Source organism: Agrobacterium sp. rho-8.1, from assembly GCF_033957725.1.
Classification (GTDB): domain Bacteria; phylum Pseudomonadota; class Alphaproteobacteria; order Rhizobiales; family Rhizobiaceae; genus Agrobacterium.
The window spans coordinates 494,213-516,351 of sequence record NZ_CP192788.1 but is presented as its reverse complement, the minus strand read 5'-3'; the positions used below and the strand labels follow the sequence as shown (position 1 = coordinate 516,351).

The 22,139-nt window shown below is 58.0% G+C and carries 20 protein-coding genes; 5 read left to right on the top strand and 15 right to left on the bottom strand.

Annotated features, from left to right (window positions below; translation table 11 throughout):
• Window positions 1-89 precede the first annotated feature (89 nt).
• The 9 genes from lpxK to RMR21_RS02500 form a co-directional block, all read right to left on the bottom strand.
• The gene (lpxK, locus tag RMR21_RS02540; RefSeq protein WP_498669154.1) at window positions 90-1,121 is read right to left on the bottom strand and encodes a tetraacyldisaccharide 4'-kinase; all 1,032 of its coding nucleotides are present in this window, start codon (window positions 1,119-1,121) and stop codon (window positions 90-92) included.
• Between the two features lie 153 nt (window positions 1,122-1,274).
• Complete coding sequence (locus RMR21_RS02535) at window positions 1,275-2,015, bottom strand: HAD family hydrolase (protein ID WP_498669153.1); 741 nt, start codon at window positions 2,013-2,015, stop codon at window positions 1,275-1,277.
• A 2-nt stretch (window positions 2,016-2,017) separates the two neighbouring features.
• Window positions 2,018-3,334: a lipid IV(A) 3-deoxy-D-manno-octulosonic acid transferase gene (gene waaA, locus RMR21_RS02530; protein ID WP_498669152.1), complete on the bottom strand. Its 1,317-nt coding sequence runs from the start codon at window positions 3,332-3,334 to the stop codon at window positions 2,018-2,020.
• Window positions 3,335-3,642: 308 nt separating this feature from the next.
• The gene (locus RMR21_RS02525; protein ID WP_045229720.1) at window positions 3,643-3,879 is read right to left on the bottom strand and encodes a DUF4170 domain-containing protein; all 237 of its coding nucleotides are present in this window, start codon (window positions 3,877-3,879) and stop codon (window positions 3,643-3,645) included.
• 69 nt (window positions 3,880-3,948) lie between these two features.
• Window positions 3,949-4,752 carry a 3'(2'),5'-bisphosphate nucleotidase CysQ gene (locus tag RMR21_RS02520; RefSeq protein WP_498669151.1) on the bottom strand — a complete coding sequence of 268 codons (804 nt, stop codon included), beginning with the start codon at window positions 4,750-4,752 and terminating at the stop codon, window positions 3,949-3,951.
• Window positions 4,753-4,850: 98 nt separating this feature from the next.
• On the bottom strand, window positions 4,851-6,197 hold the full coding sequence (locus RMR21_RS02515; protein WP_498669150.1) for a TldD/PmbA family protein: 1,347 nt from the start codon (window positions 6,195-6,197) through the stop codon (window positions 4,851-4,853).
• Between the two features lie 90 nt (window positions 6,198-6,287).
• Complete coding sequence (locus tag RMR21_RS02510) at window positions 6,288-7,118, bottom strand: patatin-like phospholipase family protein (RefSeq protein WP_498670218.1); 831 nt, start codon at window positions 7,116-7,118, stop codon at window positions 6,288-6,290.
• Between the two features lie 194 nt (window positions 7,119-7,312).
• Entirely contained in the window at window positions 7,313-7,882 is a 570-nt protein-coding gene (gene rsmD, locus RMR21_RS02505) for a 16S rRNA (guanine(966)-N(2))-methyltransferase RsmD (protein ID WP_498669149.1), read from the bottom strand.
• Window positions 7,863-9,854 carry a pseudouridine synthase gene (locus RMR21_RS02500; protein ID WP_498669148.1) on the bottom strand — a complete coding sequence of 664 codons (1,992 nt, stop codon included), beginning with the start codon at window positions 9,852-9,854 and terminating at the stop codon, window positions 7,863-7,865. Before RMR21_RS02500 ends, rsmD begins: the two co-directional genes overlap by 20 nt.
• A gap of 72 nt (window positions 9,855-9,926) precedes the next feature.
• Between RMR21_RS02500 and RMR21_RS02495 the strand changes: the two genes are divergently transcribed.
• Window positions 9,927-10,385, top strand: a complete 459-nt coding sequence (locus RMR21_RS02495) for a nucleoside deaminase (protein WP_498669147.1) — start codon at window positions 9,927-9,929, stop codon at window positions 10,383-10,385.
• Between the two features lie 7 nt (window positions 10,386-10,392).
• On the opposite strand, the gene RMR21_RS02490 is transcribed toward RMR21_RS02495, so the two are convergent.
• The 6 genes from RMR21_RS02490 to chrA all read right to left on the bottom strand — a co-directional run bounded on the left by RMR21_RS02490 (window position 10,393) and on the right by chrA (window position 18,503).
• Entirely contained in the window at window positions 10,393-10,872 is a 480-nt protein-coding gene (locus RMR21_RS02490; protein WP_498669146.1) for a GNAT family N-acetyltransferase, read from the bottom strand.
• Window positions 10,873-10,968: 96 nt separating this feature from the next.
• Window positions 10,969-11,595, bottom strand: a complete 627-nt coding sequence (locus tag RMR21_RS02485; RefSeq protein ID WP_498670217.1) for a hypothetical protein — start codon at window positions 11,593-11,595, stop codon at window positions 10,969-10,971.
• A 227-nt stretch (window positions 11,596-11,822) separates the two neighbouring features.
• Entirely contained in the window at window positions 11,823-14,783 is a 2,961-nt protein-coding gene (ileS, locus tag RMR21_RS02480; RefSeq protein ID WP_498669144.1) for an isoleucine--tRNA ligase, read from the bottom strand.
• Between the two features lie 253 nt (window positions 14,784-15,036).
• Window positions 15,037-16,017: a bifunctional riboflavin kinase/FAD synthetase gene (locus RMR21_RS02475; protein WP_498669142.1), complete on the bottom strand. Its 981-nt coding sequence runs from the start codon at window positions 16,015-16,017 to the stop codon at window positions 15,037-15,039.
• A 28-nt stretch (window positions 16,018-16,045) separates the two neighbouring features.
• The gene (locus RMR21_RS02470; protein WP_498669141.1) at window positions 16,046-16,894 is read right to left on the bottom strand and encodes a TIGR01459 family HAD-type hydrolase; all 849 of its coding nucleotides are present in this window, start codon (window positions 16,892-16,894) and stop codon (window positions 16,046-16,048) included.
• Between the two features lie 277 nt (window positions 16,895-17,171).
• Complete coding sequence (chrA, locus tag RMR21_RS02465) at window positions 17,172-18,503, bottom strand: chromate efflux transporter (protein WP_498669140.1); 1,332 nt, start codon at window positions 18,501-18,503, stop codon at window positions 17,172-17,174.
• A gap of 169 nt (window positions 18,504-18,672) precedes the next feature.
• Here chrA and groES point away from each other — a divergent pair, with 169 nt between their 5' ends.
• The 4 genes from groES (at window position 18,673) to RMR21_RS02445 (ending at window position 22,121) form a co-directional block, all read left to right on the top strand.
• The gene (gene groES, locus RMR21_RS02460) at window positions 18,673-18,969 is read left to right on the top strand and encodes a co-chaperone GroES (RefSeq protein WP_045229730.1); all 297 of its coding nucleotides are present in this window, start codon (window positions 18,673-18,675) and stop codon (window positions 18,967-18,969) included.
• A gap of 64 nt (window positions 18,970-19,033) precedes the next feature.
• Complete coding sequence (groL, locus tag RMR21_RS02455; protein ID WP_498669139.1) at window positions 19,034-20,668, top strand: chaperonin GroEL; 1,635 nt, start codon at window positions 19,034-19,036, stop codon at window positions 20,666-20,668.
• Between the two features lie 129 nt (window positions 20,669-20,797).
• A complete protein-coding gene (locus RMR21_RS02450) occupies window positions 20,798-21,541 on the top strand; it encodes a hypothetical protein (RefSeq protein ID WP_498669138.1) in 744 nt (247 codons plus the stop codon).
• A gap of 133 nt (window positions 21,542-21,674) precedes the next feature.
• Window positions 21,675-22,121, top strand: a complete 447-nt coding sequence (locus tag RMR21_RS02445; RefSeq protein WP_498669137.1) for a DoxX family protein — start codon at window positions 21,675-21,677, stop codon at window positions 22,119-22,121.
• Window positions 22,122-22,139 lie beyond the last annotated feature (18 nt).

The following is a 22,139-nucleotide window of genomic DNA, read 5'->3' as shown; positions in this document are numbered from 1 at the left end:
ACTCTTTATGCTCATGTTCTTATGAAAGCTCGCCAAGCGTCGGATTGTTCCGTGGGACGCGCGAGATTCATCGATTGAGGATTGTGGAGCTAGATTTTCTGTAGCCGTCTGCGGCGGCAATTCGCAATGGCGGCATCGATCATTGCAGGTGCAGCATTGGGATCGTCAAAGACCATGTCGATTTCGATGACGAGGGTGCTGGAGAGCAATTCGGATGCGACGCCGTGGTGGCCGTTCAGGCGAACGGCATCCTTGGCAGTGGTCACAAGCAACAGATTGCTCTTGCTGGCCACCTCCAGCAGATCACGCATTTCCTCCTCGCTGAAATGGTGATGATCCGGGAACGCCCTTTTCACACCAATCTCAGCGCCCAACGCTTCGACCGTCCGGTAGAATTTGCCGGGATCGGCGATGCCCGCATAGGCCAGAACGCGTTTGCCCGTAAAATTGGGCTGGGGCCTGGGCCGGATAGACGAGACGAAAACGGGTTTGCCTGCGCGCGCTGCTGTGCGAACGATAGCATCCGCCGCCTGTCCGTCACCGACTTTCAAAATGGCCGAGAGCTGGCGCATCTGCTCATCCAGCGGTGCGCGCACGGGGCCGCCTGGAACGAGGTGGCCGTTACCGATACCGCGCTGGGTATCTATAACGACAAGAGCGTAATCCAGTGTCAATCGAGCGCTCTGAAAGCCATCATCCATGATGATAAGGTCGACACCCTCTGCAACCAGGCGCTTTGCGCCGTCGACACGTTTTCTGGAAATGACGGTGGTTGCCTCGCGTGCCAGCAACAGCGGCTCATCACCCACGGCGGCGGAACGATGGTGGTTGGCGTCAACCAGTGTGGTCACATCGATCGTGCCGCCATAACCACGGCTGAGAAAGCCGGGCGTCAGCCCCTTGGCCACCGCTGCTTTGGCGATGGCAATTGCGGTGGGTGTTTTGCCCGCGCCTCCGACGGTGAAATTGCCGATGCAAATAACGGGAACGGCGACGGACGCCCGCTTCGCCTTCTTCATCGTGCGGCCAGCTACCTTGCCGTAAACGAACGAAAACGGCGCCAGTGCCCACGCCTGCCAACCGGATTTTTCCCACCAGAATGGCGGCGCTTCCGAAACCATGAGCCTAAAAACCCCGCAATCCCCTCGTCGTTCAAAGCAGGTATCTGCCAGAAAGGTAAGGATTTTGCAAAGGACGCCGGTTTCAGCGGAATGATATCTTTGTCATCTTCGCGTTCTGCCTATCGACAAGGGACAAGCCTTATCGCTCACAGCTCAAGATGCAGCACTTTGAGGCAGCAGATCTTCCAAGCCGGTAATGTCGTCGAAACAATAATCGCAATCCGCCGACAGGCTTTGTTTCGAACCGGTGCCAGTGAGGACACCGATACGCAAACCAGCACCTGCATGTCTGCCCATGTGCAAATCGTGATTGTTATCACCCACCACAGCCACGCGCTCCGGAGCTAGGCCAATGGTTTGGCAGAAGCCTAGGACCATGCCCGGCTGCGGTTTGGTGCCGTGGCCGCTGTCGTAACCTGCGACGAAATCGAGTTCCGCTTCAAAGCCAAAGCGTCTTGCAAGTTTGAGAATGGAAGCTTCATTGTCGCTGGAGGCGATGCCCAGCTTGAAGCCCCTGCCCTTCAATCGCGCGAAGAAGGCTTTGAGGTCTGTCACGGCAACCGATTTTCCGGCGGCGTCGGTAAACAGCTGGTCAAGGCGTTTTGTGAGTTCAGTCACGTCGCAAGGTGAGCCGGCGGCAACCAGACCTTCAGCGATTTGAGCAGTGTTGCCAGCGGCAAGCAGACTGTCTGGCATGACATGGCCAGTCAAAGGGTTCATGCCGCAAGCGGATAAAAGCCTGTCCGCCAGTTCCGCATCACCTTGGGAGGCAATCGCTGCCAGTTCGCGGTTAACAGGCCCCCAACTCGCATCGTAACCAATGAGTGTTCCGTCCTTGTCGAAAAGGACGGCGGCAATTGCTGCAGCCGACCTCGGAGTTTCAGCCGCACCCACGATCAGCCGACCGCACTGCGCGGCTGGAGCTTAGCGGTCACCGTCAACGGATTTATGTAGGGCTCCAAAGCCTTGACTGTCGAAGACAGGGCGCCACGCATATCCTGAATGACCTTACCGCCCGCATCGATCATCTTGTAGCGCTCATTGTCGTTTACGAGGAGGTAATGCACGGCTTTTGCCAGCATTTCCACATCGCGAATAATACGACCTCCACCAGAGCGTAGCAGCTTCTGATAAGCTTCGCGAAAATTCTGAACATGAGCGCCGGACAAGACCGCGCAACCAAGCATGGCTGGCTCCAGAGGGTTTTGCCCCCCTTCCGCCATCAGCGAACGCCCGACAAAGGCAAGCTCCGTGAGCCGAAGGTAAAGACCCATTTCGCCGATGCTATCACCAAGGAAAATATCCGTCTGCGGCGTAATGACATCATTCCGGCTGCGGCGCGCGACCGTCAGGTTCATACCTTTCAGCATGGTTTCGATCTCGTCTGCCCGTTCGGGGTGACGCGGGACGATGATGGTGAGTTGCCCGTTGCGCGACTTGATAGCCGTATGGACGGTCGCTGCAGCCTTCTCCTCGCCATCGAATGTCGAAATGGCAGCCCAGGTCTTGCGATTGCCGATCTGACGGCGACAGGTTTCAAGGGCAGTCGCATCACACGGCGGCGGGTCCGTGTCGCCTTTCAGGTTGCCGGAGACGACGACAGGCCATGAGCCGAGATCGCGAAAGCGTTCAGCATCGACATCCGACTGCGCGACGACCAAGGCCAGTTTGCTGAACAGCGCCTCGGCGAACTCTGACCGGCTGTGCCACCGCCCGAAGGACCGGTCAGACAGCCGTGCGTTGACACGGATTTGCGGGACGTGACGGCGCTCCAGCTCCATCATCGTCACAGGCCATATCTCGGACTCGGCGGTAACAGCAGCATCCGGCGACCAGTATGTCAGAAAACGGGAGACGGAGAATTTGACATCGAGTGGCACGTATTGATGGATCACATCATCGCCCAGGCGCGTTTGGCTGAGCTCTGCAGAGGTGACGGTGCCAGTGGTCAAAAGAACGTGAATGTCACGTTTTCTAATCTCGCGGATGAGCGGAACGAGCGCCAGCGTCTCTCCCACGCTTGCGGCGTGAAACCAGATCAGAGGGCCACGCGGGCGCTCCTTGCTGGGATAACCGAAACGCTCCATGCGGCGGTATTTGTCTTCCTTGCCCTTGGCAGAGCGATACATGAGATAGGGGCGGGCGAACGGATAGGCCGCGGCCCCTGCAATTCTATAACCCGAAAGGGCGAAACGTACGATTCGGCTGTTCATGACATGCTGCCTTCGATCATTTCGCGCAAAGCTTTCCCCTGTGATCTCCGCTAAGGCCTCGCGTTCAAGAAACGCAAGACGTCAACGTGTTCAGTGTTCATGGTTCGGCATCGTCGCTTCCAAGCAGCCTGAGACTTTCAGGTTGATGCCTCGAAACGGTTTGTTACAAAAATGCGTCTTTTTTGTTTCAGAGCAGACACGGGTCAGCGAAAATTCCGATGCACCCTGGAGCCCGCCATCTCTGCCAAAGAGACTCGCTTACATCAACGTCTGTCCGATATAGTACAAACACAGTCGAGACGCAGTGATTATTTGCTCTGTGGGTCAAGGAGGCGGTGCATATGCACTATAAAATAACGCATATGGGCGTTATCAACAGTCTGCTGTGCCTTTGATTTCCAGGCGGTCAGCGCCGTTGCATAGTCTGGATAGATGCCGACGATGTCCAGCGCCTTCAAATCGCGAAACTGTACGTCCTGAAGATTTTCAAGTTCGCCGCCGAATACGAGATGCAGAAGCTGTTTCTGGTTGCCCGCTACAGTCATTTTTCTTCTCTTCTTTCTAATAGTCTATTGCCCGCAGAGGTTCTCATCTGCGCGATTTCGTCGTGAAAATCAACCTCTGGCCGACAGGTTCAGAGACGCCAATAATTCCGGCAAGATATGATTTGCAGCGGCGCACAGTTCGGGGTGACGGACACTGGCTCGATTATAGATGAGGGGATTTCCCGCCAGATCAACGAGTTTTCCGCCAGCCTGTTCGAGGATGAGGTCGGCCGCAGCCAAATCCCAATCATGGGCATTGGCCATGACCAACGTACCGTCTATACGGCCGTCCGACACCATGGCAAGCCGGTAAGCCAGAGATGGTACATGCGGGATGCGATGAATGCACGACTTCACATTCTGCGGCAGCCGCGCGATCACAACGTCCGGCGCAGCCAACTGTATTTGCCCTACAATGGATGACGAGGTCGACAGAACTTTGCCGTTCTTGATGGAAGGCGCATCCAGTGATGCCGTGAACTCCTCATCGAATGCGGGTGCCACGAGAACGGCCGCCACCGGGCGTCCGTGGTGGACGACGGCCACGCTGACGCACCATGTGTCCTTGCCATTGATGAAAGCGCGTGTGCCATCGATCGGATCAACCACGAAAAGGGTTTCCTTGGACAGCCGGTTTTCGTTGTCGTCGGTTTCCTCCGAAAGCCAGCCGTAATCCGGGCGCGCCTTTTGGAGTATCGTGGCCAGCACCTCGTTGGCGGCATAGTCAGCAGCGCTGACGGGCGAATGACCACTTTTCCACCAGACTTCCGGGTCTTTACGAAAAAACTTCAGCGCAACGCGGCCCGCTTGCCGGGCGGCATCCACAATCAGGTCGAGATCGGAGCGCCAGTCTGCCCCTGTTGTATCGCTCATTATATCGTCGTTCATTTCGCGGGCCTCGAATGAGGCCGGTTTTCAGTCCCCGAACATGCGCATGGTGCGAGCACCAAAGCAACCGTTGATTGACGGCATCAGCGTCCCGCTATGGTCATGCCTTCTATCGCAATCGTCGGGGCGGCCACGCCATATTTGCGGTCTATGTCGTTTGCAGGTGTAACGCGCATGAACATATCCTTGAGATTGGAGGCGATGGTCACTTCCGAAACCGGAAAGGCTTTTTCGCCATTTTCGATCCAGAAACCACTTGCGCCGCAGCTATACTCACCTGTCAGCAGATTTGCGCCATGGCCAATCAGCTCCGTGACGTAAAAGCCGGTGCCGACCTGGGCGATCAGATCCTGTGGCGAGATATCGCCCGGTTCCAGCGCCAGATTGGTGGAGGCCGGAGACACGGATGTTCCGCCACGCACACCACGGCCATTGGTTTCAAGTCCGATTTCTCGGGCGGTCGATGTCGACAGAAACCAATGCTTCAGAACGCCGTCCTCGATCATCACAAGCTTTTCGCCACGAATGCCCTCGCCATCGAAGGGGCGTGATGACGGGCCGCGCATGATCTGTGGATCGTCCGTAATCGACAGCCCCTTCTTCAGCACCTGCTGGCCCATCTTGTCGCGCAGGAAGCTGGTCTTGCGCGCAACGGACGCGCCGTTGATGGCACCGGCAATGCCGCCGACAAAGCCACGAGCGATGCGCGGATCGAACACGACCGTGATATTGCTTCCGGTATCGACCTGGCGAGGGTTGATGCGCTTGACGGCTTTTTCCCCGGCACGACGACCGATGTCTTCGGGCTTGTCGAGATCGGCAAAATAGAGACGGCTGTCATATTCGTAGTCACGCTCCATCTTGGTGCCTTCACCGGCAATGACGCTGACGGAGCGGCCGAAGCGGCTGCCCATGTAACTGCCGGAAAAGCCATGGGACGTCACCAGCACAAGACCACCCATGCCGCTGGAGGCACCGGCGCCCGAGGAATTGCTGACGCCTTGAACAGCCAACGCCGCCTCTTCTGCCGCCAGCGCTGCTTCGCGCAGTTCGTCAGCGGAGACTTCGGTGGGATCGAACAATTGCAGGTCGTCGTAGGAATTTGCGAGCCGATTGCTATCCGCGAGGCAAGCATAAGGGTCTTCTGGGGAAACCTTGGCCATGGCAACCGCACGTTCGGCCAATGTCTTCAGGTCGAAGCCGGGGTTGGCCGAAACGCTAGCGACCCGCTTGCCGACGAAAACGCGGAGAGAGAAATCATCGCTCTCGGAGGATTCCGTGCTTTCAACCTTGCCAAGCCGCACGCCGACAGATTGCGAGCGGGACCGCACGATGACGGCATCCGCCTCATCGGCTCCAGCACGCCGGGCCATATCGACCAATTCGCTGGCGCGTTCGAGTAGCTTTGAGGAATCGATATCTGAGGACATGAGGTGGGCCTTTCGTTGACCTTCATTTATTGCGGCGCACCTGCCGCATCAAGGCCAAAGCGGCATTTCACCGGTATTTGAGCAAAATGCCTAGACATCCACGCCGTGGCCGCGATGATAAAGCTCCACCTGAAGCTCAATCTGCCGCTTCAGATCGTCCTTCGACACCTCAGACTCCGCCAAGACCTCATGCGCCTTGCGGAAGTCCAGGACCTTGAAACGATTGACCGGTGGACGCAGAAAAATATGCGGCGGATGCATGCGAAGCTTCAGCGAGATCACCGATTGCATCATCAACTGGCTGGCGCCGAACAGGCTCTCGAAGCGGCTGGGCATCGTCGTGCCGTCGCCCTCGGGACCGCCGACAACGTCCACCGCGATCACGATATCCGCCTTATCCAGCAGATGATCGTAGGGGACAGGATTGAAGATACCGCCATCGATCATGATGCGATCATTCATGCGGATCGGCATGAACAGAGCAGGAATGGCGGAGGAGGCTGCCAGCGCCTGACGCAGATCGCCGCTTTCGACGATGACCTCCGACTGCGCATAATAATCTGTCGCTGTCACTTTCAACGGGATTTTCAGCCCTTCGAAGGTCTTTGGCATGGCGGACGGCAGAAGAGCATCGAGAACGAGCTCGAGATTGAACTGCCCCAGACGAAAGCCGGAGACGGCGTGGCGCATCGATGCAGGACCAAGGCTCCAGAGCCTGTTGGCGACGCTGCCCTTTTTGCCCATCAACTCCAGAGTATATTCTCTGATATCGCGGCCGCTCATCCCTGCTGCCATACCGGCACCGATGATGGAACCGATGGACGAGCCTGCTATGGCTGTTGGGCGAATACCAAGCTCATCCAGGGCTTCGACGATATTGATGTGGCAGATGCCGCGAGCGCCACCGCCACCCAGGGCCAGTGCAAATGTCGGATCGCGAACTTCTGGTACTGCGTTCTCTCTTGCCGCCTCTTCGCGTTTCCGCTTTTTGCCAGAGAGTTTCTTTTTCTTTGCAGCCACGGGTGCGGCCTCTCCTTCATGTCATGTGCTGTCCCGCTCTATGACACAAAGACGACAGGAGAGTGACGCGCGCTCAAGGCCGCGCGTCATTGTCGTCAAACAGCCGCTTCAGGCTCGTAGCGATAAAAATGCATGACAGAATCACCGAAGGTCCGGCTTTCCAGCAGCTTGAAAGCGGGATCGACGGTTACAAGCACATCGGCGCGCTCTTCGAGAATGGCAAGCGCACCCGGTACCAGCCAGCCGCCCAGATGTGCGGCCAGCATGGATTTCTCTCCATGACCGTAGCCATAGGGCGGGTCGGCAAACAGGACATCGAAGGGTTCGATATTATTGACGCTGCCTAGCTTGGTGGCATCGCGGCGCAAAATACGCGCGCGACCATGCAGGCCCAGAGCATCGATGTTTTCCCACAACAGGCCCCTGCCCTCAACACCGTTCTCAACGAACAAAGCCACGCGGCAACCGCGCGACAGAGCCTCAAGCCCGACTGCGCCAGTACCCGCGAAGACATCGAGAATACGCGTACCCTCAAGACTTTCCGGGTAGGCGTGGCTCAGGATATTGAAAAGGCTTTCTCGCGTACGGTCGATCGTGGGCCTGATTGTATTCGATTTCGGAGCGGCAAGCGACCTGCCGCGAAACTCACCGCCTACGATCCGCATTACGCGTCATTCCCTTGCCTCCAGAAGGTTTTCCACCCGGCCCTTTGCCGCCAGGACCATTTCCAGGTCCTTTGCGATCCGGGCCTTTGCCGCTTCCGGCACCTTTGCCCGAAAAACCACCATCGGAACGTTCGCCGCGAGGCTTGCCGAAAGCCGGCTTGCCACCGAAACCACCGGGCTTGCCGCCAGAAGGCCTGCCTTCGCGCGGCTTGTCACCAAAAGGTTTTGCGCCACGCGGCTTATCGCCGAACGGGCGTTCACCCCGGGGGCGATCTCCCTCTTCGCGCGGCTTGCGGTCGCTGAAGGGACGCTCACTACGGGCGGGACGGTCACCAAATGGTCGTTCCGTACGGGCTGGACGATCCCCGAAGGAACGTTCGCCGCGTGGACGGTCACCGCGTTCAGCGCCATCGCGCGGCTTGCGGTCGCCATAAGGGCGCTCGCTACGTTCACCACTGCGGGCCGGGCGATCGCCACGATCCGGACGAGCGCTGAAGGGCCTGTCGCCACGGGGGCGATCACCACGATCGCCTGCGTCACGGGGTTTGCGATCTCCGAAGGATTTCTCGCCGCGCTCACCGCCACGGGATGGGCGGTCACCAAACGACTTTTCGCCCCGCTCACCTCTGCCGCGACCACGGCTTTCATCCTGCGCAGGCTTGTCAGCGCGGATCCACTCGCCGTCACCATCTCTGTGTCTGACGATAGCGCGTCGAGCATCGGCCTCGGCGGAAGGCTTGAAGACGCTTTCGGCTTCCGCACGTACAGATTTCCGTTCCTTGCCGTCACGCGTTGGCTTGGCACCCGGCGCCATCCAAACATTGGCGGTGCGGTTGCTGCCCATCGGTGGACGCTTGGGGCGATCGTCGGCGCGATCGTCTTCGCGGTCCTTGGCGAAAGGCTTGCCGGGACGTTTCGCGTCCGGCTTGCCCTGTGCGCGGTCGCGCGGGTTGTCGCGCTTTTCAGCGAAATTGCCGCCGCGCGGGTTTTGCTCCGCATCACCGCGCTTGGTCCATTCGGACCTTACGGGACGCTGGACGGGGACGTCATCTTCTTCGGTAATGGCATCATAAATCGGCGCATCGAAATTGGCTCCGGCGGCTTCGATGAGGCGTGGCCCAAGCTGATCACGCAGCATGCGCCCGCGCACTTCCACCACCTGGCTTTCCGGCAGGTCACCCAGCTGGAACGGACCATAGGAAATGCGGATCAGGCGGTTAACTTCGAGACCGATTGCGCCCAGCACGTTCTTGATCTCGCGGTTCTTGCCCTCGCGAATGCCCATGGTGATCCAGACATTGTGGCCCTGCGTGCGGTCGAGCGTCGCTTCGATGGCACCATAGAGAACACCATCGACGGCAATGCCATCCTTCAGCTTATCGAGTGCGGCCTGATCGACCTCACCATAGGCACGAACGCGGTAACGACGCAGCCAGCCGGTGGTCGGCAATTCCAGAACGCGGGACAGGCCGCCATCATTGGTCAGCAGCAGCAGGCCTTCGGTGTTGATATCCAGACGTCCGATGGACAGAACGCGTGGAAGTTCCTTGGGCAGATTGTCGAAGACGGTCGGGCGCCCTTCGGGATCGGAATTGGTCGTCACAAGGCCGGATGGCTTGTGATAGAGCCAAAGCCGCGTGCGTTCGGCGCCACGGATCGGTTCGCCATCGACCTCGATCTTGTCATCGAGGGTGGCGTTGACCGCAGGGCTTTCAAGCTTGACGCCATTCAGCGAAACGCGGCCTTCCATGATCATGCGCTCTACATCGCGGCGCGAAGCCACGCCGGCACGCGCCATGATCTTGGAGATGCGCTCGGGTTTCGTCGCCGCCGTTTCCGTCGCCACGGTCTCGGTCTTTGCGACAAATGGCTTCTTTTCGCGCGCCGCATCAGGCTTTGCCGACGATGTCGGCTTCCTGTCGCGGTCGAATGTTTTGCCGCCAGCGCGCTTCGGCTTGTCTTTGAATGTCATTTGTTGTTTGCCTGTTGTTTGCCGTGTCCTATCAGGTCGCGCGGCACTGGTTAAGAGGAAATTGCAAGAACGATGGCGGAAACGACGCATTTCATGGACCTTGCGCTGGAAGAAGCGCAGGCTGCGGCCTCCAGAAACGAGGTACCGATAGGTGCAGTGCTGGTGCTGCACGGCCGCGTGATTGCGCGTTCAGGCAACCGGACACGCGAACTCAACGACGTGACCGCCCATGCCGAAATCGCCGTCATTCGCATGGCGTGTGAAGAACTGGGGCAGGAACGGCTTACCGGAGCAGACCTTTATGTCACGCTTGAGCCCTGCACCATGTGTGCAGCCGCCATATCCTTTGCCCGCATCCGCAGATTATATTACGGCGCACAGGATACCAAAGGCGGCGCCGTGGAAAGTGGTGTGCGGTTTTTCAACCAACCAACCTGCCATCACGCGCCGGAGGTCTATTCCGGGTTCAGCGAAACACAGGCGCGGGATATATTGCAGACCTTCTTCCAGCAGCGACGGGCCGAGCCATGACCGCTCCTCAGCCAGCTGCGAAGGTCTCAAGTGCATCTCCGGACAGACGAAAACGCGTCCAATCATCCATGGCCTCCGCGCCAATGGCCTTGTAGACACGGATGGCCGGTTCGTTCCAGTCCAGCACGCTCCACTCGAAACGGCCGCAGCCTTTTTCAACTGCAATTGTGGCCAACCGTCGTAACAGCGCTTTGCCGGCACCTGAACCACGCCCTTCCGGTGTGACGTAAAGGTCTTCGAGATAAAGCCCGTTTTTGGCAAGCCACGTAGAGTAGCTGAGGAACCAGACGGCGAAGCCTATGGCCCGACCGTCCTTTTCACAGATCAGCGCCGACGTGACCGAATCTGCACCAAACAGGGACGATCTGATGTTATCAACCGTAGCCCGCAACTCGTGTTCCGCCTTCTCATAGATCGCCAATTCGCGAATGAAGCGGAGAATGGTGTCGGCGTCTTCTGGTAAGGCGTCCCGAATTACGAATGTCATACTGTTGTCGCCTGTGAAAATTGGTCCTGATATCCAAAACGAAAAACGCGGCACTCTCAAGCACCGCGTTCGAAACATGTCTATGAAAGCATAGCCTTACTGGAACGGGTTCCACCAGCTCTTGCCGGTTCCCGCCATGGCGGCGTTCTTCTTGCGCTCTTTTTCTTTTTTGGCTTCCGGCTCGCCGAGATCGGCCAGCTGATCCTGGGGCAAATTGCGATATTCTACCGGCGGATCGGTGAGGAACTTGCGCTGGTTGTTGTTGACGACCGTGCCGCCCTGCGCATCGGCCTTGGCCTTGCGGAAGGCTTCCCACTTCTGGCTTTCGGTCATCTGGCCGTTGGTGCCGTTACCGGCGAGCAATGGCGAGCGGTAATTCGGGTTATCGCGGTTTTCATCCGCTTCCTTGCGCAGGCGCTCGCGGGCTTCTTCCGGTGTCTCAGGCCATTGTGGGTTCGTCTCGCGGTTGGCGAGGCTCTGTTGTGGCTGGGCCAGCTGGCCAGCGCGCGCCTGGGCGGGAACGACGAGGCCGGGACGCGGATTGTATTTCAGGCTCCGTTTGCTCTGGTCGCCGGTGATGGACGTTGCATTGCCCAGATCATCCACCAGCTGTTCGGCAGAGGTTTTACCCGTGCCGTAAGTCGGGCTCGTGCAGGCACTGAGCGCAAGGCTAACGGAAACCGCACCAAAAATCGTGCCGTAGATGCGAAATCTCTGCGTCATGCTCATGGAAACCCTTCCGCCCCAAAGCGCCATGCGCCCATACGGGCGCTCACAGAGCGCTCTTTATATTAATTCAACGCATCATGCATTCCGAAAATCGATGTCGATTTTCGCGCTGATGCTGTCACCGTCCCGCGACCGGTAGCTTGCATTGATGCTAAAATCCGGCCAATTTCAGGCAGGTTTACCGGATGAACGCCCAAAGTGCAATTCACCCGGTACTTTTCTTAAACAGCGATACCCAATTCGTGGAGTGCCGCAGCATCGCGCGCCGAGACATCCGGGAAAGCCGGATCGGAGCCGACATCGGTGGTGATACGCCAGGAACGGGCACATTTGCGCCCTTCCGCCAGCTTCTGCTCGACCGACACCTTCTGCACTTCACCCAGACGGAACGCATCTGCCGTACCATCGCCCGAGACCACTGAAATGGCCGAGGTGATGCAGATTTCCGCGAAGTCCTGACCTTCGAGTGCGGCCAGCAACTCGCCATCGGCAATATGCACGACGGGAGCCGCTTCCAGAGACGAACCGATGCGCTTTTCTCGGCGCTCGACTTCCAGAGCGCCGGTGACAACCGTGCGGACCTTGCGAATCTTGTCCCACTTTGCGTCTAGTGCAGCGTTCTTCCATTCCGCAGGAACCTCCGGGAACTGGACGAGATGCACGGACTCGGCATCAGGGTAACGCGAAAGCCATGCTTCTTCCGTCGTGAACGGCAGCATGGGTGCGAGCCATGTGACGAGGCAATCGAACAGCTTTGCGATGACCGACAGCGATGCGCGGCGCCTTAGCGAAGACGGGGCATCGCAATAGAGCGCATCCTTGCGGATATCGAAATAGAAGGCCGAAAGCTCGACATTGGCAAAGTCGATCAGGGCGCGGGTGATCTTCTTGAAGTCGAAGGCGTCATAGCCCTCGCGCACCACCTGATCCAGCTCCGCCAAGCGGTGCAGCATTAGCTGTTCCAGTTCGGGCAGGTCGGCATAGGCAATGTCTTCGCCCTTGTCATGCGCCAGCGTGCCCAGCATCCAGCGCACCGTGTTGCGCAGCTTGCGGTAGGCATCGATATTGGTCTGGATGATGGCCTTGCCCAGACGCTGGTCTTCCCAGTAATCCGTGGTCATGACCCACAGACGCAGGATATCCGCACCGGACTCCTTCATCACATCCTGCGGTGCCACCACATTGCCGAGAGACTTGGACTGTTTTCGGCCCTGCTCGTCCATGGTGAAACCATGGGTGACGACGGCATTGTACGGCGCACGGCCACGCGTCGCGCAGCTTTCCAGCAGCGACGAGTGGAACCAGCCGCGATGCTGATCGGAGCCTTCCAGATAGACGTCCGCAGGCCATTTCAGGTCCGGGCGGTCTTCCAGCGTGAAGGTGTGCGTGCAGCCACTGTCAAACCAGACGTCGAGGATATCCCTCACCTGCAACCAAGGCTCACCGGCACGTTCGCCGAGGAACCGCTCACGCGCACCTTCGGCAAACCAGGCATCGGCGCCTTCCACTTCGAAAGCCTCCAGAATACGGGCGTTGACGGCCTCATCGATCAGCACTTCGCCATGCTCATCGGCAAACACGGCGATGGGCACGCCCCAGGCGCGTTGACGCGAGAGCACCCAGTCCGGACGGTTCTCGATCATGGCGCGCAGACGGTTCTGGCCAGCGGCTGGCACGAAACGGGTATCGTCAATGGCAGAGAGCGACCGCGAGCGCAGCGTGGTGCCGTCGCCCAGTTCCTTGTCCATATAGACAAACCATTGCGGCGTGTTGCGGAAGATGACCGGCTTCTTGGAGCGCCAGCTGTGCGGATAGCTGTGCTTCAAGCGACCACGGGCAAACAGGTTGTTCGCCGCGATCAGCGCCTTGATAACGCGCTCGTTAGCATCACCCTTCTTGCCATTATCGTCCATGACACGCGCTGCACCACCTTCGGCGGATGGGCCGAAACCGGGGGCATCCTCGGTGTAGAAGCCATCATCGGCAACCGGGAACGGTATCTTGGACGAGATGCCGCGTGCTTCGATCTCACGAACCTTGGAGGTCCACGCATCAAAGTCTTCGCGACCGTGGCTTGGAGCAGTGTGCACGAAGCCGGTACCGGCATCGTCTGTGACGTGATCGCCATCGAGGAGTGGGACGGCGAAATCGTAACCGAGGTCGACCAGCGGATGGGCGCAGGTGATCGCGCCGAGCTCTTCAGCCGTGACGGGACGAACCAACTTGAATGTCAGCTTCGCTTTCTTCGCGGCTTCGTCGGCCAGCTTTGTCGCGAAGATCAGCTTTTCGCCGGGCTGTGGACCGAAGTCGTTTTCAGCCGTTTCCACTTCGAACAAGCCGTAAGGGAAGCGCGAGGAGAAGGAGATCGCACGGTTGCCAGGGATGGTCCAAGGTGTCGTGGTCCAGATGACGACGGATGCATGGGCCAACTCCTTGAAGGATTCCGGAACAGCTCCAGGCCTGTTCGTTGCTTTGTCTTGCCACATAAACTTAGAGTCGTGCGGCTGAACGGGGAACTTCACCCAGATCATGTCGCTCTCGACATCCGCATACTCGACCTCGGCCTCGGCCAAAGCCGTGCGCTCGACAACCGACCACATGACCGGCTTCGATCCGCGATACATCTGGCCGCTCTTGGCGATCTTCAGCAGCTCGCCAGCGATGCGGGCTTCCGCGTGGAAGTTCATGGTCGTGTAGGGCTGGTCGAAATCGCCCTCGATGCCAAGGCGCTTGAACTCCGCCGACTGCTTCTCGATCCATCCGGCAGCGAACTCACGGCACTCCTGGCGAAATTCGTTGATTGGAACTTCGTCCTTGTTCTTGCCCTTGGCGCGGTAGGCCTCCTCGATCTTCCACTCGATAGGAAGGCCGTGGCAATCCCAACCGGGCACGTAATTTGCGTCGAAGCCGCGCATCTGAAACGAGCGGGTGATGACGTCTTTCAGGATCTTGTTCAGCGCATGGCCGATATGGATGTTGCCGTTGGCATAGGGAGGACCATCATGCAGCACGAATTTTTCGCGACCGGCGGCAGAAGCGCGCAGGCGTTTGTAAAGACCCATCTGCTGCCAGCGGGCAACCGTTTCAGGCTCTTTTTGCGGCAAACCGGCGCGCATCGGAAAATCCGTTTGCGGCAGGTACAGCGTTTTGGAATAGTCGATGGTCTGTGCGGTGTCGTTCATGATCATACCGTTATGCGGCGCACACGCATTCAAAAATCTGAAAGGTCGCGCCGTCTTGAGTGCAAGAGGGCTAAAGCGGAGGGCGCTCAAGGAAAGCGCCGAAATCCCGGACCTTTTGGCTGCTTACTGCGCGCAAAAGGCCGGGCCAATAATTCGGGAAATGAACGTCAGCCGAAATTGGTACATGGGCGACTGTTTATGTGTTTTTGCCGCGTTTGAAAAGAGAATAGATGCCACACAAACGCCCACGCTTTCAAAAAGCGATCCGTGCATCCAGTTCGCCCAGAGGTTTGACACCGGACAGGAGCGCCCTCGCTTCGTCCTCATCGTGTTTGATCTGCGCCACCAGTGTCTCAAGACCATCGAATTTCAGCTCGTCGCGCAGATGACCAAAAAAGGAAACGGAGCAAATTTCCCCGTACAGATCGCCGGAAAAATCGAAGATGAAGGTTTCGAGAAGGGCAGCACCATCGACCGTTACGGTCGGGCGATAGCCGAAACTGGCAACGCCATCATGGAGCGAGCCATCCGCGCGACGGAAACGCACGGCATAAATGCCGGGCTTCAATTCCGTTTCCGGCGGCAACGCCATGTTGGCGGTGGGGTAGCCGAGTGTGCGGCCGAGTTTCTGCCCGCCGATTACTTCCGCTTCGACCGTGTAGCGATAACCCAGCAGACCGGCGGCACCGGCGACATCCCCTTGCGCCAGCAATTCCCGGATGCGGCTTGAGGAGACGACTTCCGCACCTTCATCGCGGAACGAATCGATCAGAACGACATCGAAACCGTGTTTCTTGCCCGCTGCCATCAGATAGGCCGGGCCACCTTCACGTCCCTTGCCAAAGTGGAAATCCACGCCGGTGACGACTGCGCTGGCACCCAGCCAGTCCACCAGAATGGATTTGACGAAATCTTCCGCAGATCGCTGCGAAAAATCCCGATCGAAGGGATATTCGATCACAGAATGAAAGCCTTCGGCTTCCAGAACACGCGCCTTGACGGACGCAGGCGTCAGCCGGAAAACCGGTGTTTCAGGCCGAAAGACGGTGCGTGGATGCGGCTCAAACGTCAACGCCAAAGCGGGAAGATTACGCGACGCGGCAAGCTCCAGCGCACGGTCCAGCACGGCACGGTGACCGCGATGCACGCCGTCGAAATTGCCAATGGCGATGACGCCGCCCTTCAGGTTTTCGGGCAGCAGTTCCTTCTTTTCATTGCGATGAAAAACGGTCATGGGCAAACTCTATGCTGGTGCCATACGGTTAGGCAAGACGCGGCATCCACCAGCCGGGGGCTGCGTTCTGGCCTGTCAGATAGGCATTCATCAACGCTTCGTCCGTTTCGCCATTCAGCGTATATTCGGCCGCATGAATGCCGCCACTGATATAGAGAAGCTGGAGGCCTGCATTGATGGCACCCTTCACATCCGTCGGCATGCCATCGCCGATAGCCAGCACACGATCTCCAGCAAAGTCACCGCGGACCTCTTTGGCCGCAGCAAGACAAGCCTCGTAGATCGGCGAATGTGGCTTACCGGCAATGCGAACCTCACCGCCAAGCTGCTCGTAATACGCGGCCAGGGCACCGGCGCAGGGAATGATGCGTTCGCCGCGCTCCACCACCAGATCGGGGTTGGCACAGATCATCGGTACCGCGCGGGCGATGAAGCCCTTCAGCATATCCGTATAATCTTCCGGCGTTTCGGTTTCATCATCGAAAAACCCGGTGCAGACGATGGCTGTCGCCTCTGTCTCCGGCACCACGTCGATATCGAGACCTTCGAGCAACGGCATGTCACGCTCTGGGCCCAACAGGAAGACGTCTCGCGGGCCTTGTGAAATCAGTTCGCGCGTGACGTCGCCCGAGGTGATGATGCGATCATAGGCCGTGTCGGGAATACCGAGCGCCCGCAGCTGCGTGATGACCCCGGGGCCCGGGCGCGGGGAATTGGTGATCAGCACCACGGTCTTGCCCGCCTTGCGCGCCGCTTCCAGCGCAATCGACGCATCGGGGAAGGCGCTGACGCCATTGTGCAGCACACCCCAGACATCTGAAAGAACGACGTCGAACCGATCTGTGATTTCGCCAAGGGTGGAGATGCGGTGGGCCATGAGGTGCTTCCAGACTTTCAAAGATGCCAGATTTTCACAAATAATGCATGGGCGTGACATGACAAACCGGCACGCTGATTACAAGAGAAAAGGTTTCTTCTCGAACAAAGCGCAGACACGAAAACCCATCTTTTGCACGGCGGCATACCACGATGACACGCCTCACGTGTTTGAAAGCATTACGGCTGGCCTCCGCAACCAGGCGCCTTCGATGAAGAGAATTCACAAGGTTGAGGGCAAACAATCCAATGGTGGCATCGTGTCGTGCGCCAACGCATCAGATCAGCCAGAGGCGCAAAACACCACCTGCAATGCCAAGTGCAAGCACCGGCATCACGCCGACTTTCCAGCGCATCAACATCAGGAGCGATAGACCCAGAAGGCCGGTCGCGAAGGGATCGAGCGTACTCCAGACCGGCCAGGACATGCCGGGACCGAAGCTCGGTACGATGGCGATGCGTTCCACCTGCGCAAACAGCACGTGCAAGCCAAACCAGATGGAAAGGTTGAGAATGACCCCAACGACAGCCGCTGTGACAGCCGACAAGGCCGCCGACAGAATTGCATTGTTGCGCATCTTTTCAACATAGGGCGCGCCGAGAAAAATGAAGATGAAGCTGGGCACAAACGTCGCCCAGGCCGTGACCATCGCGCCGAAAATGCCCGCGACCATCGGGTCCAACCACTCGGAATGGCGGAACCCGGCGAGAAACCCGATATAGGGCAGAACCAGCACCAGCGGACCGGGCGTCGCTTCGGCCAGCGCGAGACCATCCAGCATTTCGCCTGCTGTCAGCCAGCCATGGGTTTCCACCGCCACCTGCGCGACATAGGCCAGCACCGCATAGGCGCCGCCGAAGGTCACCACCGCCATGCGCGAGAAGAAGCTTTGCAGGGTCGCCAGTGTTGCCGGCGCTGAAAAGAGATAGATCAAGACCAGCGGGATCTGCCAGATCATCAGACCCAGAACGAGCCCCCTCACCCTCGACAGAAACGTCACGGGCGCGGCATCATTTTCGGCGTCAGTGTGTGCCTGGTCGGTCTGGTCACCAAGCCGCGCGCTCAGAAAGCCGAGCAGGCCGGCGGTAAGGATGACGAGTGGAAACGGCAGGCCAAAGACGAAGAGCGCTATGAATGCGGCGGCACCGATGGCGGCCAGAAAGCGGCTGACCAAGGCGCGTTTCGCCACCCGGATCAAGGCCTCGATAACGATGGCCAGCACGCAGGCCTTCAGGCCGAACAAAAGACCGGGCAGCCAGTGCGTATCCTGATAAAGGCAATAGGCAGCGGCAAGGGCCACGATGGCGACGAAGCCGGGCAGGATGAACAGCGTACCGGCAATGATGCCACCGCGCACGCCGTGCAACAGCCAGCCGATATAGGTGGCGAGTTGCTGGGCCTCCGGGCCCGGCAGAAGCATGCAGTAGTTGAGGGCGTGCATGAAGCGGGCGTCCGATACCCAGCGTCTTTCATCCACCAGAACGCGGTGCATCATGCCGATCTGGCCTGCTGGTCCGCCGAAGCTCAGAAAGCCAATACGGGCAAAGACCGAGGTGAGTTCTTTCAGGGTCGGTTTGGCAGTTGGTGGCGGGCTTACAAAATCTGTCATGAACCGCTGATAACCATTTTACATGAAATATTTCCGACAGGGCGTTCTTGACTCACCCAGAAGACACCCCTATCTCTGCCTCGCTAGCACTCTCCAATGAGGAGTGCTAACACTTATCAAGCGGACCTTTGAGTGGTCCGTACAGGTCATTTGATCGAGGGATTAGACAATGACAAGCACAACTTTCCGTCCGCTGCATGACCGCGTCGTCGTACGTCGCGTTGAGTCTGAAGCAAAGACCAAGGGCGGCATCATCATTCCTGATACCGCCAAGGAAAAGCCGCAGGAAGGCGAAATCGTCGCTGTTGGCACCGGCGCTCGCGACGATAGCGGCAAGCTCGTTCCTCTTGATGTCAAGGCTGGCGACCGCGTTCTGTTCGGCAAGTGGTCCGGCACTGAAGTCAAGCTCGACGGCGAAGACCTTCTGATCATGAAGGAATCCGACATCATGGGCGTTATCGGCTGATTGAGCCGGTTCTTCTCACTTTTCCATGACAACCAATGGGCCATGAGCCCGGGAGTTTGCTACAATGGCAGCTAAAGAAATTAAATTCGGCCGCACAGCGCGCGAAAAGATGCTCCGTGGCGTCGACATTCTCGCAGACGCAGTGAAGGTAACGCTCGGTCCTAAGGGCCGTAACGTCATCATCGACAAGTCCTTCGGCGCTCCGCGCATTACCAAGGACGGCGTTTCCGTCGCCAAGGAAATCGAACTGGAAGACAAGTTCGAAAACATGGGCGCACAGATGGTCCGCGAAGTTGCTTCGAAGACCAACGACATCGCTGGTGACGGCACCACGACTGCGACCGTTCTTGCACAGGCCATCGTTCGCGAAGGCAACAAGGCTGTTGCAGCCGGCATGAACCCAATGGACCTCAAGCGCGGTATCGACCTCGCAGTGTCCGAAGTCGTGAAGGACCTTCAGGCCAAGGCCAAGAAGATCTCCACGTCTGAAGAAGTTGCACAGGTCGGCACGATCTCTGCAAACGGCGACACGCAGGTTGGCAAGGACATTGCTGAAGCCATGCAGAAGGTCGGCAACGAAGGTGTTATCACCGTCGAAGAAGCCAAGACCGCAGAAACCGAACTTGAAGTCGTTGAAGGCATGCAGTTCGACCGCGGTTACCTGTCGCCTTACTTCGTCACCAACCCTGAAAAGATGGTTGCTGACCTTGAAGACGCTTACATTCTTCTCCACGAAAAGAAGCTTTCGAACCTTCAGGCCATGCTGCCTGTTCTCGAAGCTGTCGTTCAGACTGGCAAGCCACTCGTCATCATCGCTGAAGACGTTGAAGGCGAAGCTCTTGCAACGCTCGTCGTCAACAAGCTGCGTGGCGGCCTGAAGATTGCTGCTGTCAAGGCTCCTGGCTTCGGCGATCGCCGCAAGGCCATGCTTGAAGACATCGCGATCCTGACCGGCGGTACCGTTATCTCCGAAGATATCGGCATCAAGCTTGAAAACGTCACGCTCGACATGCTCGGCAAGGCGAAGAAAGTTTCGATCACCAAGGAAAACACAACGATCGTCGACGGTTCGGGCCAGAAGTCCGACATCGAAGGCCGCGTTGCGCAGATCAAGGCTCAGATCGAAGAAACATCTTCCGATTATGACCGCGAAAAGCTGCAGGAACGTCTTGCCAAGCTCGCTGGCGGCGTTGCCGTCATCCGCGTTGGCGGCTCCACGGAAATCGAAGTGAAGGAACGCAAGGACCGCATCGACGACGCTCTCAACGCGACGCGCGCTGCTGTTCAGGAAGGTATCGTCCCAGGCGGCGGTACAGCTCTTCTGCGCTCTTCCACGAAGATCACCGTCAAGGGTGTGAACGACGACCAGGAAGCTGGCATCAACATCGTTCGCCGCGCTCTTCAGTCGCTGGTTCGCCAGATTGCTGAAAACGCAGGTGACGAAGCCTCCATCGTTGTTGGCAAGATCCTCGAGAAGAACGAAGAGAACTGGGGCTACAACGCCCAGACCTCCGAATATGGCGACATGATTGCCATGGGTATCGTTGACCCGGTCAAGGTTGTTCGTACAGCTCTGCAGAACGCAGCTTCGGTTGCTTCCCTGCTGATCACGACGGAAGCCATGATTGCCGAACTTCCCAAGAAGGAATCGGCAATGCCACAGATGCCAGGCGGCGGAATGGGCGGTATGGACTTCTAAGAAGTCCTACCCTTTGGAATACGAAAGGCGGTCCTCACGGGCCGCCTTTTTTGTTGTGGCTATCGCACTGGCAAAGTATCGTTCAGCGAGTTTAGGGGCGCTAAATGCAACCCTTGGATCGGAGATTAGGTGTCTGAAGCAGAGCAAATAACAAAGAGCACACCCACTTCGTTGTCGTTTGCCCGCAGACGATGTCTCTTAGTGTTAGCTGCGCCCTTAATGTTTGCGGTTGGATCAACTGTCTACAGCATCATTAGTGTGCCCGCACCCGTTCCATCAAACTACGTCAGGCTACTCTTCACTCTGCTGTGGGCCGAGCTTTTCAGCTTACAGTCGGTAGTCGTGTGCAATGTAATACTCTATTTCGGTCGGATATTTGAGGCTCCGCCGGTCGATCTTGAACAGCGGCGGTGGGACTTTCCACGCTGGATATTTGAGCAGCCGTTTTTTGGCATCACTCTCGGCCTGTCTTTATTCTGTTCTCCTCTGCTCATCGTTATAGGGCTAAGCGGCATAATTTACCTTCTCGCTGCGGGAGTTGTTCTCTATTTAACGCCGCGACTTTTGGCCCAAGGGGCTATCGGTTACGGTATTTTTATCGTCCTGTGTCTCGTTGGCGGATGCATGCTGTCTATGCTCCTCCCCCATAAAAACAACGCTAGTGCATGCGAGGCCGATAAGGCTGTGCCGCTTCGCTCTGGTGCGACAGTGGCATGTGACGAGTACGCCTTCATCGAAAAAGCGGAGGGACTGATCATCAAACACGGCCAATCATCTACCTTTGTGCCACTGAAGGACCTCGCGCCATACAAAATCGAGGCGCTGGGGCCAGGGAATTGGGTAATCCGAGGCAAGATCAGGCCATATGACTGAGCCAACACAGCACCGCACTGTCTTCAAATAGTGAACAAATAGTCTTCACTTGTTCATCTGTTCGGAAGCGACAATTTGGCGCATATGGTGTGCATCAATTCATGCCCTTGGGCACCATACTTGGAGACACCCAATGTCCAGCAGCCAGAACGCACTCGTGCTCATTGCACGTATTCTTCTTTCCTTCATCTTCATCCTGTCGGGCTTCGGCAAGCTGACGGATCCTGCCGGTACGGCTGGCATGATCACCGGCGCTGGCCTTCCTGCCGCGACGGCGCTGGCTTATATCGCGGGTGCGTTCGAACTGGTTGCCGGTCTTGCCATTCTGGTCGGCTTCCAGACGAAGGTCGCCGCCTGGGCGCTCGCCGTATTCTGCGTGTTTACCGGCCTCGTCTTCCACAGCGGTACCGTTGCCGTTCCCGGCTGGCCTGATGCGGCTCTTGGCTGGATCAACACGCTGAACGGCATCATGCTGATGAAGAACATCACGCTGGCTGGCGCTTACATCCTTCTCGCAACTTTCGGTGCTGGTGCCTATTCGCTGGACGCCCGCCGTGGCCTCAGCCTCGCCCGCGCATAAGCTGATCGTCCATTCATA